General features: G+C 35.9%; 11 protein-coding genes. 5 read left to right on the top strand and 6 right to left on the bottom strand.

The features are described 5' to 3' along the window. Positions 1 to 2 precede the first annotated feature (2 nt). Positions 3 to 2,144, bottom strand: a complete 2,142-nt coding sequence (locus tag BW932_RS12660; RefSeq protein ID WP_076388154.1) for a S9 family peptidase — start codon at positions 2,142 to 2,144, stop codon at positions 3 to 5. A gap of 113 nt (positions 2,145 to 2,257) precedes the next feature. Beyond that, positions 2,258 to 2,953 carry a phosphatase PAP2 family protein gene (locus BW932_RS12655; RefSeq protein ID WP_076388152.1) on the bottom strand — a complete coding sequence of 232 codons (696 nt, stop codon included), beginning with the start codon at positions 2,951 to 2,953 and terminating at the stop codon, positions 2,258 to 2,260. Positions 2,954 to 3,064: 111 nt separating this feature from the next. Here BW932_RS12655 and BW932_RS12650 point away from each other — a divergent pair, with 111 nt between their 5' ends. Continuing rightward, positions 3,065 to 3,574, top strand: a complete 510-nt coding sequence (locus BW932_RS12650) for a YceI family protein (RefSeq protein ID WP_076388150.1) — start codon at positions 3,065 to 3,067, stop codon at positions 3,572 to 3,574. 70 nt (positions 3,575 to 3,644) lie between these two features. Here the strand turns inward: BW932_RS12650 and BW932_RS12645 are convergent, their stop codons facing one another. Beyond that, complete coding sequence (locus BW932_RS12645; RefSeq protein WP_076388148.1) at positions 3,645 to 4,256, bottom strand: hypothetical protein; 612 nt, start codon at positions 4,254 to 4,256, stop codon at positions 3,645 to 3,647. Positions 4,257 to 4,272: 16 nt separating this feature from the next. Beyond that, positions 4,273 to 5,901: an acyl-CoA carboxylase subunit beta gene (locus BW932_RS12640; protein WP_076388146.1), complete on the bottom strand. Its 1,629-nt coding sequence runs from the start codon at positions 5,899 to 5,901 to the stop codon at positions 4,273 to 4,275. A gap of 353 nt (positions 5,902 to 6,254) precedes the next feature. Here BW932_RS12640 and BW932_RS12635 point away from each other — a divergent pair, with 353 nt between their 5' ends. From BW932_RS12635 to BW932_RS12625, 3 genes are all read left to right on the top strand, one after another. Then, entirely contained in the window at positions 6,255 to 7,142 is an 888-nt protein-coding gene (locus tag BW932_RS12635; RefSeq protein WP_076388144.1) for a DMT family transporter, read from the top strand. Further along, on the top strand, positions 7,142 to 8,224 hold the full coding sequence (locus BW932_RS12630; RefSeq protein WP_143745563.1) for a putative type IX sorting system protein PorV2: 1,083 nt from the start codon (positions 7,142 to 7,144) through the stop codon (positions 8,222 to 8,224). The genes BW932_RS12635 and BW932_RS12630 overlap by 1 nt, the downstream gene beginning before the upstream one ends. A gap of 70 nt (positions 8,225 to 8,294) precedes the next feature. Further along, complete coding sequence (locus BW932_RS12625; RefSeq protein ID WP_143745562.1) at positions 8,295 to 9,071, top strand: hypothetical protein; 777 nt, start codon at positions 8,295 to 8,297, stop codon at positions 9,069 to 9,071. A 385-nt stretch (positions 9,072 to 9,456) separates the two neighbouring features. Here BW932_RS12625 and uvrC read toward each other — a convergent pair whose 3' ends face one another. Together uvrC and BW932_RS12610 are read right to left on the bottom strand one after the other, a co-directional pair. Next, entirely contained in the window at positions 9,457 to 11,253 is a 1,797-nt protein-coding gene (uvrC, locus tag BW932_RS12615; protein WP_076388255.1) for an excinuclease ABC subunit UvrC, read from the bottom strand. A gap of 100 nt (positions 11,254 to 11,353) precedes the next feature. Beyond that, on the bottom strand, positions 11,354 to 13,168 hold the full coding sequence (locus tag BW932_RS12610; RefSeq protein WP_076388136.1) for a hypothetical protein: 1,815 nt from the start codon (positions 13,166 to 13,168) through the stop codon (positions 11,354 to 11,356). Between the two features lie 193 nt (positions 13,169 to 13,361). On the opposite strand from BW932_RS12610, the gene hutH reads away from it, so the two are divergent. After that, entirely contained in the window at positions 13,362 to 14,852 is a 1,491-nt protein-coding gene (gene hutH / locus BW932_RS12605) for a histidine ammonia-lyase (RefSeq protein WP_076388134.1), read from the top strand. Positions 14,853 to 15,466: the final 614 nt, after the last annotated feature.

The raw sequence follows: 15,466 nt of genomic DNA, 5'->3' as shown, positions 1-15,466 counted from the left end.
CGCTACTTTTTTAAATATTCATCAAAATAATCCGTCACTTTTTGCATCAAATGAACGCGGTCTTTCCCTAAAACATTGTGTTCGTGACCAGGATAAACGAAATAATCCATCTGAACTCCATTGTCCACCGCAGCTTTTAAAAATTTCATAGAATGTTGCCAAACTACTACATTATCTTGCGCTCCGTGAATCATCAGAAGATGTCCTTTTAAGTTTTGAACTTTGTCTAAAAGATTGGCTTTTTTGTACCCTTCAGGATTTTTTTGTGGGGAATCCATATACCTTTCGGTGTACATAATTTCATACATATTCCAGTCGATTACAGGTCCACCTGCAACTCCTACTTTGAAAACATCGGGGTGCTTCAACATAAAACTGGTGGTCATAAATCCGCCAAAACTCCAACCATGAATTCCTAATTTTTCAATATTTACGTAAGGTAAAGACTTCAAATATTCAACTCCTTTCAGCTGATCGCTCATTTCTACTTCTCCTAAATGGCGGAAAACGGCCTGCTCAAATTTTAAACCTCGGTTGGAGGAACCTCTTCCGTCCATGGTGAAAACTATATAGCCACGTTGCGCCATAAATTCATACCATAAATTACCCGAAGCAGGAAAAGAATTGGTGATCAACTGAGCATGTGGACCGTTGTATAAATAAACAATGACCGGATATTTTTTGTTCGCATCGAAATCGGTGGGTAAAATAATTTTGCCATAAAGTGGTGTTCCATCGTCCGCTTTTAGGGTTATATCTTTGATTTCTGGTCTTTGGTAATTTTTTAAAGGATTTTCTGCGGTCAGAATATTTTTGGATTTATCAGTAGCTGTACTGATCACATTAATGGCTCTCGGTGTGAAGCTATTGCTGTAAACATCATAGAGATGAGTTCCATCTTTACTCAAAATTCCGGAATGCATTCCAGGTTGTGAATCTAATTTTTTGGATTGAAAAGTAAGCCAGTTAATTTTGTAAAGGTGTCGTTCTAAAGGAGTTTCCTGAGTAGAAACATAATAAACTTCCTTCTTTTTTTCATTAAATCCGAGCAAATCTGTGACGGCGTAATTCCCTTTGGTCAACTGAGAAACCAAACCAACTTCTAAATTATAATGGAAAAGATGATTGTATCCTGTGCGTTGACTTTGCCAGATAAAATCGGTATTAGAATTGGGGAAAAATGTAAGCTGATGTTGAGGTTCAACGTATTTCTCGGATTTCTCTTCGAAGATTGTTTTCAAAAGATTTCCCGTAAATGCATCGTATTGATTGAGTTGCATCTCATTTTGATCGCGGTTTAAAACACCCACAAATACAGACTTAGAATCGGGACTCCACGTCACTGAAGTTAAATATTGTTCGGGATCTCCAATAATGTTGAGGAATATTTTCTTATTCGTTTTCGTATTAAAAACGCCTAAAGTCACATGATGAGAAGGCGTTCCTGCCATCGGATATTTAATGTTTTTATTCACTGCGGGAGTCACGCTCCAATCAATAATCGGGTATCCTTTGACCATACTTTGGTCCATTCTATAGAATGCGATTTGCGAATTATCGGGTGCTACAAAAATGCCTTTGGTAATGCCAAATTCTCTTTGATGAACGGCTTGTCCATTGAGAATATCTTCATTTTGATCTTCGGTAATTGCAGTGATTTTACCATCTTTATTCAAGAAGACATTATTCTTTATCGTGTATACAAAACCTTGATTATCACTCAATATTTCTGTATTTTCTGCGTCATCATCCAGCTTTACCCAATCTTTTACTTTCCAATCATTTGCGCTTTTCTCGATCCAGAAATACTTTGAATTTTTTTTGAAATAGCCTTTATTTTTATCAATGAAAGTTATTCGGGGAAGCGATTTCAGAACCTGATCTCCGGTGAGATTCTTATTGATTTGATGGAGAGAAACTAATGTATCTTGTTTTAAACTCGGAACTTCGGTGATTAAATAAGCATTATTTACAGATTGAAGGAATGATTTACTATCGCCGCTCCAAGAGAATTGAGCAATATTTTTTACCGCTAAGTTGCTTCGAAGTCCGTTTACCGCTTCTGCAATGGTAAATTTCTGTTGTTGTGCAAAGAAAAAACTCCCTCCAAGAAGGAGTGCATAAGTAAATTTTGAAAATTTCATTTCTTAGATTTAAGTCCTTAAAAATAAGAAATAAAACTGAAACTGTTAAGAAAGTGTTAAATGAAAAATGACCACTGATGTTCTTGATCTGATTTTCAAACCATTTTTTCCTGCTAATAAATGTTTCCGACGAAGGGATCGTGTGTACTTTTTGTTGTATTCCATTGATACTGATGCGTCCAATAAGCAATTTTCATTGATAAAATCCCTAAACCTGCACCGAACAGAACATCAGAAAGATAGTGTCGGTTATTTGCGATCCTCATAATTCCCACTGTAGAAGCCACTCCATAAGCAGCATAAGGAACCCATTTGTTGTCCTGTCCGTATTCGATGGAAAGCAAAGTCGCGCCTGCAAAAGCATTTGCGGTATGACCAGAAGGAAAAGAAAGTGAAGTTCCATCTGGACGAGTTTCCTTCAAAGTATTCTTTAAAATATAAACCAATCCGAGATTCAAAATTTGTCCTTTTATAAGAATTGCAGACCGGTTTTTCCAATCGGTTTTGGGTTTCATTCCTGCGAGTTCAAAGCCATAAGCAGCGACAAAAGGCACAAACTGCAAATAATCATCGGCGTGATTTTCAAAATTTGGAAAATCCCTATTACGAGTCGCAGCAATTTTATTGTTCCAAGAATTTTCACCATGACCTCCTGCAATGACTCCTGTAATCATTAAACCAACAGGAATGTACATTTTTTTATACTGATATTCAAAAGTGCTTTTTTGAAATTGTAATGTATCTTTTTCTTGAGCAAGGAACATATTACCAAGCAACAACATTGTAAAAAACAGGATTATTTTTTTCATAGTTAAGAATTGCAACAAATATAAAAATTAATCATTTACTATCCTACATCAAGAGTAATCGAATCTGAACACCCTACATTTGCAATACAATAATCAATTAAAAAAAAGAAAATGAGTACAAAATGGAATTTAGACCCGACCCACAGTGAAATTACTTTCAAAGTAAGACACATGATGATTTCTAATGTTAAAGGAAACTTTAATAATTTTACCGCAACCGTAGAAACAGAAGACGATACTTTTAAAAATGCAACCGTAAAAGCTACCTTGCAAACGGATTCGGTGGATACCAATAATGCAGACCGAGACACTCATTTGAAAAGTGCAGAGTTCTTCAATGCAGAAGCTCATCCTGAAATTACTTTTGAAAGCGATTCATTAAACAGCGGAATCACAGGACATCTAACCATAAATGGAGTTACAAAACCCGTACAATTAGATGTAGATTTCGGTGGAATTAATGTTGATCCGTGGGGACAAACGAAAGCAGGATTTTCTTTCGAAGGAAAAATCAGCAGAAAAGATTTCGGTTTAAACTGGAATGCAGCTTTGGAAACAGGCGGTGTAATGGTTTCTGACGAGGTAAAAATCGCCGGAGAATTGCAATTTGTTAAAGCATAAATTTCTTCGCTCAAAAAAAAGTTCACCTTATTCTGGTGAACTTTTTTTTTTGACTACAATCGCGGTACTTTTAAAAAAAATACCAAAAATTAGCATTATAGGATTTTGAAATTTTTGCCGTACAACGGTTCAAAAAAACCTCCATTTCAACTTTATCAATGACGTGATCGTTGGAATAATCGAACTTTGGTTTTATTTCAGAAGATTTTCTGATTTCGCCATTTCGATACGTAACGGTCCAGTTTAATTTTAGATTGGTCTCCGCAGTTTCTGGTTCAAAGACGACCATTTTGTCTATTGCTCTCACTTCTTTAAAAGAATTAACAGCAAGATCACATTTCACGTTATCATTGCTAATCGTGCTTGAAGTTGGTACAATGACCTCAATTAATTTTTCACATTTAGCCTGTCCATTTTTCGTTTTTATTTCTAAGGTTAAAAGCGCCTCTCCTGGAACTGCACCTTTAACGGCAAGATCATTTTGCTGTGTGTTGCTTTCCAGCAATATTTTTTGATCCAAATAAGCCCATTGAAAACAATCTAAACATTCCGCCGCATCATCATTTGTCGCGGTGTAAGTTTGCCTTTCCCCAACTTGAAGCTGATCCGGACCTGTAATGGTACACTGGGAAAAAATTAAACCAAAGTTCAGCAATGCGATGATGAATAGATTTTTTTTCATGGCTTTAAATTTTTAATTACACTTGAATAACTCCTAAATTAAATTTTTCTGTAATCGGAGCGTGATTCGCAGCTTCAATTCCCATAGAAATCCATTTTCGGGTATCGATGGGATTAATGATTGCATCGGTCCACAATCTTGCAGCAGCATAAGTCGGCTCTGTTTGTTTTTGATATTTTTTAGAAATAGAATCCAGAATTTCTTGATGTTCTACCTCGGTAATTATTTTTCCTTCTTTTTTAAGCGTTGAAGTTTGAATTTGGGCTAAAACTTTTGCAGCCTGACTTCCACCCATAACCGCGAGTTCAGACCAAGGCCAAGCTACGATTAATCTTGGGTCATAAGCTTTTCCACACATCGCGTAATTCCCTGCACCGTAGGAATTCCCTGTGATTACAGTGAATTTTGGCACTACAGAATTGGCAACCGCGTTTACCATTTTAGCACCGTCTTTGATGATTCCACCATGTTCAGATTTGGATCCTACCATAAATCCGGTGACATCTTGCAAGAAAAGAAGAGGTATTTTTCGCTGGTTACAGTTTGCAATAAAACGGGTTGCTTTATCCGCAGAATCCGAATAAATGACACCACCAAACTGCATTTCGCCTTTTCCGTTTTTTACTAATTTTCTTTGATTAGCAACAATTCCTACGCTCCAACCGTCGATTCTGGCAGTTGCGCAAATGATTGATTTTCCGTAGTCAGCTTTGTATTCCTCGAACTCCGATTGATCGACCAAACATTTGATGATATTAAAGGTGTCGTATTGATCACCACGCGAAACCGGCATATGTCCGAAAATATTTTCAATGCTTTCTTTCGGCGGAAAACTTTCAATACGGTCGAAACCTGCTTTTTCGTAATCACCAATCGATTTCATAATCGTCTTAATTCTATCGAGAGCATCTTTATCGTCTTTTGCCTTGTAATCGGTTACACCAGAGATTTCGCAGTGTGTTGTTGCGCCTCCTAAAGTTTCATTATCAATGGATTCTCCAATTGCAGCTTTTACCAAATAGCTTCCTGCTAAAAATATAGAACCGGTTTTGTCTACAATCATGGCTTCATCGCTCATGATTGGGAGATAAGCACCACCTGCAACACAACTTCCCATCACCGCAGAAATCTGGATGATTCCCATAGAACTCATTTTTGCGTTATTGCGGAAAATCCTACCAAAATGTTCTTTATCTGGAAAAATTTCGTCTTGCATCGGAAGAAAAACTCCCGCAGAATCTACCAAATATATAATCGGCAATTTATTTTCCATGGAAATTTCCTGGGCACGAAGATTTTTCTTCGCAGTCATCGGAAACCATGCGCCAGCTTTTACAGAGGCATCATTGGCAACAATTAAGCATTGTTTTCCAGACACATAACCCATCACTACTACAACTCCTGCACTTGGACATCCACCTTGTTCCTCGTACATTTCATATCCCGCAAAAGCACCGATTTCTATAGATTCTGAATTTTTATCCAGCAAATATTCCACTCTTTCACGAGCAGTTAATTTACCTTCATCACGCTGTTTTTGCAAACGTTTTTCGCCACCTCCTTTTTTTATTTCGGTGAGTAAACTGTTGATCGCGCTTAGCTTTAATTTATTTTGATCTTCCCTTTTATTAAATTCTAAATCCATTGTTAAAAAAAATTTTCCTAAAGATAAGATTTTTAATGCGATTTATCTTCAATTCAAACCTTTGTATTAATTATTTGAAATTCAGAAAATTAATTAGATACAATCATCATCTTAAACATTTTCTCCTAAAATATAATTCCTATTATTCCGTTAATAAAAAGAGAAAACGCTCATTGATTGACGATTTTTAAAATTTAGTTCCTAGTTTTTTTATTTGTTTTTATTTGAAGACCCCACAAATTTTAAAGATTTTTGGGGTCTTTGTAATTTCATTGGAAATCACCGTCATCTTTAACCTAAAATTTAAAAGGGATTTGTAGATTTGCAGAAGTTTAAAAAAAATATAGATCATTGTGTTTAAAAATTCCGCACTTTTCCGATTGCACCTTATCGTTTTTTTGTGGGGATTTACCGCAATTTTAGGAAAACTGATTCATGCCAACGCACACATTTTGGTTTTTTACCGAATGGCTTTTGCTTCCGTTTTTCTGTATATTTTCATCCGGTTTTTCAAAAAAGAAAGTTTGCATGTACCGAAAAAACTTCTCATTCAATTGGTTGTAATTGGTGGATTTATGGCTGCGCATTGGTTTTGTTTTTTTTATTCTATAAAAGTTTCCAATGTTTCCATTGCGTTGAGTTGTCTTTCGCTTTCTACTCTATTTGCGGCAATTTTGGAACCTGTTATTTTTAGGCGGAAAGTTGACCTGTCCGAAGTTATCATGGGGATTGTAATTGTAATTTGCATGGCATTGATTTTCAAAACGGAATTCAATTACAAGGAAGGCATATTTTACGGCATTTTAACCGCACTTTTCGGAACTGTATTTTCAGTTTTCAATGGGAAAATTTTCGGAAAAACAAGTTCTGGGAACATTATTTTCTATGAAATATTTTCAGGCTTTCTTATTCTAAGTTTATTTTATTTGTTAACCGGACAAATTTCGCAAGTGAATGAAATAAGTTATCGTGATTTAGCGTTAGTTTTATTATTGGCAAGTTTTTTTACAGCTTTCCCAATGTTGGAATCGGTAAAACTCATGAAATACATTTCGCCTTTTACCTTGATTCTAACGGTAAATCTGGAACCCGTTTATGGGATTATTCTTGCTTATTTTATCTTTGGAGATTCAGAACAAATGAGTCCTGTTTTTTATGGTGCATCGTTGGTTATGATTCTCGCAATTATCGCGAACGGAATTATCAAGTCCAGAAAAATGGCAAAAAAAGCAGAATTTTGATGAAAAAAATATTCTTTACCCTTTTTATTTTTTACGGAATTTTTTCTGAGGCGCAAATCGTCCGAAAATATTCGAATGAATTCCTGAATATCGGAGCCGGCGCAAGAGGTTTAGCGATGGGCGGTGCAGTTATTTCAAATCAAAATGATGTGTATGCTCCAATGTGGAATCCAGCAGGATTAATCGGCATCGAGCGCGATTGGCAAGGTGCTGCAATGCACGCTGAATATTTCGAATCGATTGCCAAATACGACTACATTTCTTACGCAAAATCACTGGATAATAATGGGGGCGTCTTTGGCATTTCAGTAGTTCGACTTGGGGTTGATAATATTTTAAATACAACGCAGCTCATCGATGCAGAAGGAAATATCGATTACGATAAAGTCACGAGTTTTTCCCAGTCAGATTACGCCGCTTTGCTTTCGTACGCGTTTCGTCCAGGAGGCGATCAGCGTCTTGCAGTCGGTGTTAATGCTAAATTGGTTTATAGAAATGTAGGGAAATTTGCAAGCGGTTATGGTTTCGGTTTTGATGTAGGGGTTTTATATAAAACAGATACAGGTTGGAGTTACGGAGCCATGTTGCGCGATGCAACAACAACAGTGAATTTTTGGACAGTGAATCAAGCCGAACTTTCTGCAGTAGTGAACGGTGAAGAATTTAATCCAGCGCCGAAAGACAAACTGGAAATTACAATGCCTAAACTGAATATCGGTATGAGTAAAAATTATGAGATCAACCGTGATCTAGAATTATTACCAGAAGCGGGAGTGAATATCGACTTTGCGAAAACGGCGGCTTTGATTTCAACGAGTTTTGCGAGCATCACGCCTTATGCAGGAGCAGAACTCAAATTTCAGGATATGATTTTTGTGAGAGTTGGCGTAAACAGATTTCAAACCATTACCGATATTGAAGATTTAAAAAGAAAAATTTCCTTTCAACCGAGCGCTGGAATCGGCATCAAATATCAAGGTTTAACGTTAGATTATGCCATCACCAATTCCGGAGTCGGCGGCTCTAATTTTTACTCTAATTTCTTTTCTTTGAAATTGGATATGGGTGATTTCAGAAACTAATGTTTGCGGTGATGCGATAAATTTCGTTCTCGTAAAGCAAAAACCGGTATCTTTAATTCAAATTAATTTCATGAAAAAATTCCTTCAGATTTCATCTGTGCTTTTGGTTTCCGTTTTGTATGGGCAACAAATTTCGGATTATCATTACATTTTGATTCCGGATACCTTTGCAAATTCGAAAGCGAACCGGTATGATCTTGATAAGCTCTTGAGTGCGCAACTTCAAGCTAAAAAATTCATCGTAATTAATGAAAATTCACCCGAAAGTAAAAACTTGTGTGAATATTTAAAAGCCGAAATTTCTGACACCGGCAATATGTTGACCAACAAAGTTCAAATAGAGTTCAAAGACTGCTATAATAAAAGCCTCGCAATATTAGATGGTAAATCACGCTCGAAAGATATCGAAGAAGGAATGCAAGATGCGCTGAAAAATGCCATGATGAATATTCCACTGTCGAATCCTGTAAAAAATGCAGCTGCATTGCAAAAAGAATCACAAATTGCAGAAAATCAGATTAAAGCAGAAGAAAACAAACCCAAGCAAGAAGTTTCGGCAATACATTCAGATAAAGCAGCTTTTAAACCAAACAATAAAGCAGAAATTTACCACAATGGAAGTCTAAGTCTGAATAAGATTCTTCTTTCAAATGGTGAATTTATTTTGGCGGATCCGAACAGTTCTGCTCCTTACGGAATTTTCAAACCTTCTACGAAAAAAGACACCTATCGTGTTCAACTCAGCGATGGAACAACTACTTTAGGTTATTTGGAAGACGGTAAAATCGTGATCGAAAAGACGAATTCTGATGGAAGTTTGCGAACAGAAGTTTTTGAAATGAAATAAAATATTTTGAAAATTCAATAGAATTACCGTAGAATAATTGTATGAAAAACTGGAAGATCACCTTCTATTTATTTGCAGTTTCCCCAGTATTATATGTAGTTTCGTTATTTACATTTTATTTTCATTCTGCGATCCAATTAGGTTTCTTTCCTACTTATTCTCAACCAGATCCTAAGGAAATAGAGGTATATGAAATCTATCAACCAATAATTTTGACTTTTTTAAATATCTGGTTTGTTTCATTATTGATCTGGATTCCATTAGTCCTTATTTACTGGCTGATTTATCTAAAGAAAACAATATGGAAACATCTACTAATAAGTGCTATTTGTTTCCTCATTGCATTTTTATCAATATTTACGGGAGTAACCGAATGGTTTGCTGATTAAGTTAAATCATTAAAATACTCCCAAACCAAACCGCCGCGGTTTTTCCCTAAAATTTCCTCTAAAGTTTCGCGGGAAGATTCTTTCACTCTTTTTACCGATTTTAGTTTAGAAAGCAAAAGTTCGATCGCTTTTTCACCAATGCCCGGAATTTCTTCGAGTTCAGATTTGATGGTCGAGTTTTTACGCCTGGTTCGATGATGCTTCACGCCAAAACGATGCGATTCATCGCGAACACGCTGCAAAATTTTCAGTGTTTCCGACTTTTTATCCAAATAAAGTGGAATAGAATCTTCCGGAAAATAAATTTCTTCGAGGCGTTTTGCAATCCCGATGATGGTGATTTTTCCATACAGTCCAAGTAATTTCAAACTTTTTACCGCAGAGGAAAGTTGTCCTTTTCCACCATCGATCAAAATCAATTGTGGAAGCGCTTCAGCTTCATCCAACATTCTTTTGTAGCGGCGATAAATTACTTCTTCCATGGTTTTATAATCATCGGGACCGACGACTGTTTTCGGATGAAAAATTCGGTAATCTGCTTTACTCGGTTTTCCGTCTTTAAAAACAACACAAGCCGAAACTGGATTGGTTCCCTGAATGTTCGAGTTGTCGAAACCTTCGATATGACGCGGTTCTGTAGGCATGTGCAGAAGTTTTTGCATTTCGGCCATAATCCGGTTCGTGTGTCTTTCAGGATCTACAATTTGTACCGCTTTTAATTTCTCAATGCGGTATTCTTTGGCGTTTTTCTCAGAGAGTTCTACGATTCTCTTTTTATCGCCTACTTTCGGCACAATTAATTTTACATTCGGAATTTCTAACGATAAATGAAAAGGAATTAAGATTTCTTTGGAATCAGAATCAAATTTCTGTCGGATTTCAATCATCGCTTCTTCCAAAATATCTTCATCCGTTTCTTCCAGAATTTTCTTGATTTCTGTGGTAAAACTTTGGATAATATTTCCGTTCTGAATTTTGAAATAATTAATATAAGCCGCGGTTTCATCACTCGTCATTCCAAAAACATCAACATCATCAATACTCGGATTTACCACCGTATGTTTGTGTTGGTAATTTTCGAGCAGATCGATTCTTTCTTTGACCATCTGTGCGTTTTCGAATTCTAAATTCTCCGCATAAGTCATCATTTGATTGGTTAAATACTCTTTTGAAGTACGGAAATCACCTTTAATAATTCCACGAATTGCTTCGATTTTTTTGTCGTAATGCGCTTTCATTTCCAGCATTTCACACGGACCTTCGCAATTTTTGATGTGATATTCCAGACAAACTTTGTATTTCCCTTCATCGATTTTTTTTGGCGAAAGATTCAGGTTACAGGTTCGGATTTTGTAAAGGTGTTTGATCGTGTCTAGCAAAACCTTTGCAGGACGAACTTTTGCGTAAGGACCAAAATATTCAGAGCCGTCTTTGATTTTATTCCGAGTCAAAAAAATACGCGGGAAATCTTCATTTTTAATGCAAATCCAGGGATAGGTTTTGTCATCTTTGAGCATCACATTGTAAAACGGTTGATGTTCTTTAATGAGATTATTCTCCAATAAAAGTGCATCATATTCGCTGTTTACAACGGTGGTTTCGAGGCGGAAAATTTTCGCAACCATAATTCTGGTCCGATAACCAGGCTGATTTTTATTAAAATAGGAAAGAACCCTTTTTTTTAAATTCTTCGCTTTGCCTACATACAGCAAATTTTCATTTTTATCGTAATAGCGATAAACTCCAGGATGAGACGGCAAAGTTTTTAGTTGAAGATCAAGATCAGCATTCATCATACAAAAATAGCGATTTGCTTTGTAAAAAAGTGCGGTTACAAACAAAACCAGCTTGACTAAAAAAGGCAAACTGGTTTAAAAAAATATTTAAAAAATTTTATGCTTTACGATTTTCAGGAATTTCTAGCGCTGCAATTTTACTTTTATAATTGGCTAACTGTAGTTTAACCGCTTCCAGATTACTCTTGAAAAAAGCAGTCTCCGCAAATACTTTCTCGTAGTAGGAAACGCCTTCGAGTAAATTGGTTTTAAAGGTTTTCCATTTTTTAGTCTGCGCATTGGTGAAACTTTCGGAGAATTCGTCGATCTCGTTTTTCAGATAATCCACATACATTTTCAATTCTTTTACAAAGATGTTTGGACGGTCTGTTTCCTGCATTATATTTTCGTTTCCGTAAATATGTTTCACCATATCAGAAAGCGAAACTTCTTTGTCGAAATAAGCCAAATTAGGTCCCGGACAAACTACGACTCCTTGTTTTTCCCCTTTGATGGGAATTTCACTTTCCAGATAAGATGAATTAACCAATCCCACGCAAAGACAGGATTTTTCGGTGATTTTTGATTTTCTTTTATCGTATTCTTTCAGAGAAATTTCCTCTTTTTCACCCTCCAAAAGATTCAATTGAACCGTTTGATATTTCCGGGAAGCGGTACAGATTCCTTCGGGTCCAAATTCTTTACTCAAAGCCAAATACTTTTTCGGACAAGAACTTCCGGCTTTTTGCTTATTAATTTTTTCTTGTTTTAAGAACTCATTGGTGCTTCCTTTAACAGTATTGAAGGGAATTCCTAGCGGAGAAATAGTGCTTAAATAAAAATCATCTTCTTTCGATTTTGATAACAAATCTCGGGTTTCTTTATCTACAGAAGTTGCTTCAGGTACCAACAAAAAAGGAGAACCCCATCCAATACTGTCTACTTGATAGTTTTCTAATAGAAACTCATGTTCTTCGGCAGTTCCTACGCCACCTTGAACGGTTATTTTCATTTCCAATGGTTGTTTTGGAACAGGAAGTTCTTTTTGTGTTAAAGCATTCACCATTAATTCATGAGATGAAGCGATGAGATCATTTTTCTTTTGTTTGAATTCCTCCATAATCGGTCCCAACAATAATCCATCGGTTGCGAAGGCATGACCACCACAATTCAAACCTGATTCTACACGGTATTCAGAGACCCAAAGTCCCTTCTTTGCGAAAAAATTCCCTTGAATCATGGCAGATCGAAAATCACTCACTTTCAAAATAATTTTCTTTTTTAATTCTCCTTTTTCATTTGGAAAAAAATCAGGAAACGATTCAAAATAACTATATAATCTTGGGTTCATTCCGGCAGAAAGCACAATCGAGGACGACAATTTGCTGTTCGCAAATCCTCTTAATGAAACATGGGCATCATTATAAATAACGGGTAACTGCGTACCGTTTACGAAATTATCTTTGTCTACTTTGGTCATTACATTTACATCAATACTTCCGGGTGAAAGATGATTTTCCAGAAATTTCAATACATTTTCGGTGAAATTTTCTTTCTGTTCAGAAAAGCTTTCCAATCCTTTTTTGATATCCGACTGATTCGGCAACATATCAATAAATTGCTGAAGCGCTTCTTTGCTTTTACTTAATTCCTGTTTGAAAGTGATAAATTTTTGATGAACTACTTCATGGACCATATCAAGGTAAGCTGTAATTCTTTTGGCGCGGTAATCTTCAACTTTATTGGAAATTTCTGTGTAGGAAAAATTATTTCTTTGATGATAAAGACGGTTCATTTTCTCAATAATTTCATCATCGATAATTGAGATAACCGACGAAATTCCGTATTGTGCAACACGAATCGGACTGTCGATCGTATAAGCCAATCCCATTACGGGAATATGAAAACTGTGCATGGACTTCTTATTACTCATATTTTTCTATAATCTATTTTATATACAGATATATTTAAATACTGTTCAAAATTAGAATTAAATATTTAATTATGCGTACAATAGTAATTTAGATAAAAGGTATGGATCAATGACATTTATCAGCAAATAAAAAAGGCGATATTCTATTTCCCTAGATTTGCAAAAAGACGTATTTTTAGGCAAAATCTAATTAATGAAAATTTACGGTCTAGATACTTTTACGATTACTGATGTAATGGCGATTTTAAAACATCCCAAGGAAGCAAAACTTAACAAAGAGGCAAAACAGAGAATCTTGAAATCTCAAAGCAATGTTCAGAAGATCGTTGCATCTGACCGAACCGTTTACGGAATTAATACAGGTTTTGGACCACTGTGCGACGTAAAAATTTCGGAAGAAGAAACTGCACAGCTGCAATACAATTTAATCATTTCTCATTCTGTAGGTGTAGGAAAACCTATTGCGAAAGATTACTCCCGAGTAATGATGATTGCAAAAATTCACGCGTTATCGAAAGGTTTTTCGGGCGTTTCCTTGGAAGTAATCGAGCGCTTGATTTTGATGTTAGAGAAAGATATCATTCCTGTTGTTCCGGAGCAAGGTTCTGTGGGCGCTTCTGGAGATTTGGCTCCATTGGCTCACTTGGTCTTACCGCTTTTAGGATTAGGAAAAGTATGGCAAAATGATGAAATTTTAGAAACAGAAAATGTCTTAAAAAAGCATGGATTAAACCCGTTACAACTTGGTCCCAAAGAAGGTTTGGGTTTAATTAATGGTACTCAATTTATTTTAGCGCATGCTATTTTAGGATTAGATAAATTTAGATACTTACTGAACCTTGCAGACTTAACTGCGGCTATAAGTTTAGAAGCTTACCGTGGTTCTGCAAGTCCATTTAAAAAAGAACTTCATGATATTCGTCCTTTTGATGGCAGTAGAAAAGTTGCTTCACGAATGCGAAAATTTTTAAAAGATTCTGATAATTTAAAGAGTCATGAATTTTGCGACCGTGTACAAGATCCATATTCCATGCGTTGCGTTCCGCAGGTGCATGGAGCAAGTAGAAATGCTTACGAACATTTGAAAAATTTGGCAGAAACAGAATTAAATTCAGTAACCGATAATCCGATTGTTCTTAGTGCAGAAGAATCAATTTCCGGGGGAAACTTTCACGGACAATTATTGGCACTACCTTTAGATTACGCCACTCTCGCAGCGGCGGAATTGGGTAATATCTCTGACCGAAGAAGTTATCTATTACTTGAAGGGAAATATGGACTCCCACGATTATTAACGGAAAGCTCTGGATTAAATTCCGGCTTTATGATTCCACAATATACTTCTGCGGCGTTGGTTACAGAAAATAAAACCCTCTGCTTTCCGGCTTCTGCCGATTCTATACCGACCAGTTTAGGACAGGAAGATCACGTATCGATGGGAAGTATTTCGGGTAGAAAATTTAACCAGGTTTTAGGAAATTTAGAAAACATTCTTTCTGTGGAACTGATGTTTGGTGCTCAAGGTTTAGAATTCCGAAGACCCGCGAAATGTGGTAAATTTGTTGAAAAGGCCTATTCATTGATCCGAACTAAAGTTGCAAAATTAGAAGAAGACCGCTTGATTGGAGAAGATATGTTGGCGATTGCGGCGTTGATTAGAGAGCAAAAATTTGAAGTGGAATAATTACTTCTAAAATAAGCTTTTGTGATATATACTACTAAAACTTTGCATCACATTTTCCCGTCTTTTTCATAAAATTATACGCACTATTTAAGAAAGATCCGCAATAAGACATTTTGGATGATTGCTTGCGTAGAAAATTACGGCATCTATTTCAAGAATTCACAATGAAAAAGCCGATTCGGGTGAATCTTATTGCCAAAAAAAGTTTACCCAATGTGAGGAATAAGTTCATCAATTTTTCATTTTCAAAAAATAAATATAGATCCACTACAAGATTTATGAATTTACATAGGTAGTAAGCCAGTAATAGTAGAAAACATTTACTTCAAAGAATTACAAGAATCTAAAAATCGTAATCGACATTTTTGAAAACGAGAATGCACAAAAAATATCCAATTAGCTAGTCATTGTTTAATATTAAAGCTTTCCAATAGCGTAGAATCTCTAATTTTCTTGCTGTAAATCTCCGTGCTTACAATCAGCGCGATCATATGATTGGATTGTAATGGTTGGTTTTCGATTTTGCCGATTATACTGTTGTATAAAGGACATAAAAAAGCTCATCAAAATAAATTGATGAGCTTTAAAAAAAACTGGCGGCGACCTACTCTCCC

The organism is Kaistella chaponensis (genome assembly GCF_900156725.1).
Lineage (GTDB): Bacteria > Bacteroidota > Bacteroidia > Flavobacteriales > Weeksellaceae > Kaistella > Kaistella chaponensis.
Note: the sequence above shows the minus strand (reverse complement) of the source record. Positions and strands in the feature narration are given on the sequence as shown.

Coding starts and splice junctions, on each gene's coding strand:
- BW932_RS12610 (WP_076388136.1), bottom strand. CDS start 13,168: ATGAGTAATAAGAAGTCCATGCACAGTTTTCATATTCCCGTAATGGGA.
- hutH (WP_076388134.1), top strand. CDS start 13,362: ATGAAAATTTACGGTCTAGATACTTTTACGATTACTGATGTAATGGCG.
- BW932_RS12630 (WP_143745563.1), top strand. CDS start 7,142: ATGAAAAAAATATTCTTTACCCTTTTTATTTTTTACGGAATTTTTTCT.
- BW932_RS12625 (WP_143745562.1), top strand. CDS start 8,295: ATGAAAAAATTCCTTCAGATTTCATCTGTGCTTTTGGTTTCCGTTTTG.
- BW932_RS12645 (WP_076388148.1), bottom strand. CDS start 4,256: ATGAAAAAAAATCTATTCATCATCGCATTGCTGAACTTTGGTTTAATT.
- BW932_RS12655 (WP_076388152.1), bottom strand. CDS start 2,953: ATGAAAAAAATAATCCTGTTTTTTACAATGTTGTTGCTTGGTAATATG.
- BW932_RS12640 (WP_076388146.1), bottom strand. CDS start 5,901: ATGGATTTAGAATTTAATAAAAGGGAAGATCAAAATAAATTAAAGCTA.
- BW932_RS12660 (WP_076388154.1), bottom strand. CDS start 2,144: ATGAAATTTTCAAAATTTACTTATGCACTCCTTCTTGGAGGGAGTTTT.
- BW932_RS12650 (WP_076388150.1), top strand. CDS start 3,065: ATGAGTACAAAATGGAATTTAGACCCGACCCACAGTGAAATTACTTTC.
- uvrC (WP_076388255.1), bottom strand. CDS start 11,253: ATGAATGCTGATCTTGATCTTCAACTAAAAACTTTGCCGTCTCATCCT.